Here is a 2,879-nt window from a genome sequence, read left to right as displayed (position 1 = left end):
CTGTTATTGGTTATTTATATCCTGCTTGCGCAAAATTTTACCAATATAATCAAGCAAAAGAGAATGGATTGCACGCAGCTGAAAAGCGTCTACCGGAGATATTGCATTCAATACGATCAGTAGCGGAACGCGTAGACATTGTAGCTCATAGCATGGGAACAATAGTTGCCATGCACGCGTTAAATCAAAGCATCGATCTAAAAATTGATAAACTCTTCCTTCTTGGAGGAGCACTTGAAGAAAAAAGTATTTTTGAATGTGATGGTCAAGGATGTACCACTTTGAAGCGGGCATTATCTAATGCTAAAAACATCTATGTGCTTTATTCCTGCAATGATAAAGTCCTGCCATGGCTGCATGTTATCGATTCTACGCAACCTCTTGGACGTCTCAGTGAAAATATACAGCAAAAACCTATCGCAAAAAATGTTTGCCTAATTAATACCACTTCCGTTGTGAAAGGTCACAGTGCTTATTTTCAGAGTCAAGAGGTCTTTAAATTTATATACGATGATGCACAAGGTAGCAGCCTAGTAGGTACTTCTTTCTCTCTTACTCTCGATGGATTATCCTCTTCGGAGCTTCCCATAGTCTGTTCTAAAGGGAAAAATAATACCATTTCGGGAGGATTTTCTAAAAAATTTGTTGCCTTTAAATTCGGAGGAAAAAAAGCACGTTCCAAAGATTAACACATAAAAGTAAGCTCTAAAATCAAGGCCAAATTCCAGCCAAATGGGTAATTTTTACCTTCATTTTAGAGCCAATTAACTTATCCTATGCATAGAATGAGGAATAAAAACGAAAAATTTTGAGCTTAAGTTATTCGAGCAATACAATCCTTACTAAAATAAATAGTTGTATGATCAAAAGTTGCGTGTTTTAAAGATCAGAACAAGCGTATCTTCCGTATAATTTTGTCTACCAAGTAAAAATTTTCAAAAAGGAGGCTTTCCTAAAAAACTTAAGTTTTAAACGAAATACAGTTATTTTTTGAGAATTTATTTTCAAGCAACTCTTTCCTTGCTATCGCATTTTGTAGTCTGCTTTAAAATACAATTCTTTATTTTCCAGTTTACTACTAAAAACTTTTCGATAAATTTTGTTTCACAAAGAATTTTCTTTTTCCTAGAAAGATATCTGTTAAATTCATGTTGAGCCTCAAATAAATTAAGCAACTTTATTTATTACAAATTCTCCCAAATTCAGTGAAATAAGCATTTCTTGAAAAAAAGTCATTCGTACATTCTTGATTAGCTCCATAGCTAATTCAGAGGAATTAAAATTAGTGTTTTGTCGCACAATCCTACATTTTCATTTATTAGAGCATGAATGTCATAAAATAGAATATTTATGTAATAAAATTTATTTGACAATATTGAAGGATATAATCAAATGTTTGAAATAACAATAGGTTTAATAAATAGGACTAATTTTTGAAGGTAAATTAAGCTTTCTAATAGTTTCTTACTGATTCGTTGAAAATTAATAAATTTAATTATACATTTTTTTGATGGAATTATCTTAAACATTTTAATATAATAATTCTATTAAATTTTTATTATATTATTGAATTAATAACAGTTTTTAAATTAACAAATTAATACTTCCAATTTATTAGGTTGTATACAAATGCTTATAATAACACGTTAGGAGGTCTTAATGAATTATGACATTTATGATAGTCCGGATTCTAAACCACTTTTTCATATACATGCTTATTCAAAGGCTGAACAAGCGTATTTTGATAGTCTGTTAGACATAATCGACACACATACAAATCCACCTTGTTTGGATAGTGAGAAAAAAAGTGATGTGATAAGTCAAAAAGTCTCAACGAAGGACGAAAGTTCTGTTCATAGCTCTGATGACGAAAGTTCTAGTCCTAGCTTTGATTCTGAGAAAGAACTTTATTTGATTAGCGATCGTATGAACTTTACCGATCGGCATAAATTTTGGCCTGAGACCCAAATAGTGAATGTCAAACTTATTTCTTCTACTGTTCAAATTTACTTGGAAGAAAACATACAAATATACACAGATTTTAATCTTAAAAATTTTTCTAATCGTAAAATTTTAATTCTCATTCATGGATTCACAGTAAAACATGAGAATGCATTGAAAACATTACGAAACGTTGCCGATAAAGTTGGGAATAGATATGACACTGTTATTGGTTATTTATATCCTGCTTGCGCAAAATTTTACCAATATAATCAAGCAAAAGAGAATGGATTGCACGCAGCTGAAAAGCGTCTACCGGAGATATTGCATTCAATACGATCAGTAGCGGAACGCGTAGACATTGTAGCTCATAGCATGGGAACAATAGTTGCCATGCACGCGTTAAATCAAAGCATCGATCTAAAAATTGATAAACTCTTCCTTCTTGGAGGAGCACTTGAAGAAAAAAGTATTTTTGAATGTGATGGTCAAGGATGTACCACTTTGAAGCGGGCATTATCTAATGCTAAAAACATCTATGTGCTTTATTCCTGCAATGATAAAGTCCTGCCATGGCTGCATGTTATCGATTCTACGCAACCTCTTGGACGTCTCAGTGAAAATATACAGCAAAAACCTATCGCAAAAAATGTTTGCCTAATTAATACCACTTCCGTTGTGAAAGGTCACAGTGCTTATTTTCAGAGTCAAGAGGTCTTTAAATTTATATACGATGATGCACAAGGTAGCAGCCTAGTAGGTACTTCTTTCTCTCTTACTCTCGATGGATTATCCTCTTCGGAGCTTCCCATAGTCTGTTCTAAAGGGAAAAATAATACCATTTCGGGAGGATTTTCTAAAAAATTTGTTGCCTTTAAATTCGGAGGAAAAAAAGCACGTTCCAAAGATTAACACATAAAAGTAAGCTCTAAAATCAA

2 protein-coding genes are annotated in these 2,879 nt (G+C 32.6%); both read left to right on the top strand.

From position 1 onward, the window contains the following. Window positions 1-689, top strand: a 689-nt coding sequence (locus TY19_RS10865) for an alpha/beta hydrolase (RefSeq protein ID WP_042280409.1), incomplete at its 5' end; no start/stop codon positions are given. Window positions 690-1,659: 970 nt separating this feature from the next. Further along, window positions 1,660-2,853, top strand: a complete 1,194-nt coding sequence (locus tag TY19_RS10860; protein WP_042282524.1) for an alpha/beta hydrolase — start codon at window positions 1,660-1,662, stop codon at window positions 2,851-2,853. The last annotated feature ends 26 nt before the right edge of the window (window positions 2,854-2,879 follow it).

The sequence above is a fragment of the Candidatus Protochlamydia sp. R18 genome (assembly GCF_000648255.1).
Taxonomy (GTDB): Bacteria; Chlamydiota; Chlamydiia; order Chlamydiales; family Parachlamydiaceae; genus Protochlamydia; species Protochlamydia amoebophila.
This window is presented reverse-complemented; position numbering and strand designations above follow the sequence as displayed.

What these genes read in the sequence shown, in the direction of transcription:
- TY19_RS10860 (WP_042282524.1), top strand. Translation starts at nt 1,660, where the DNA reads ATGAATTATGACATTTATGATAGTCCGGATTCTAAACCACTTTTTCAT.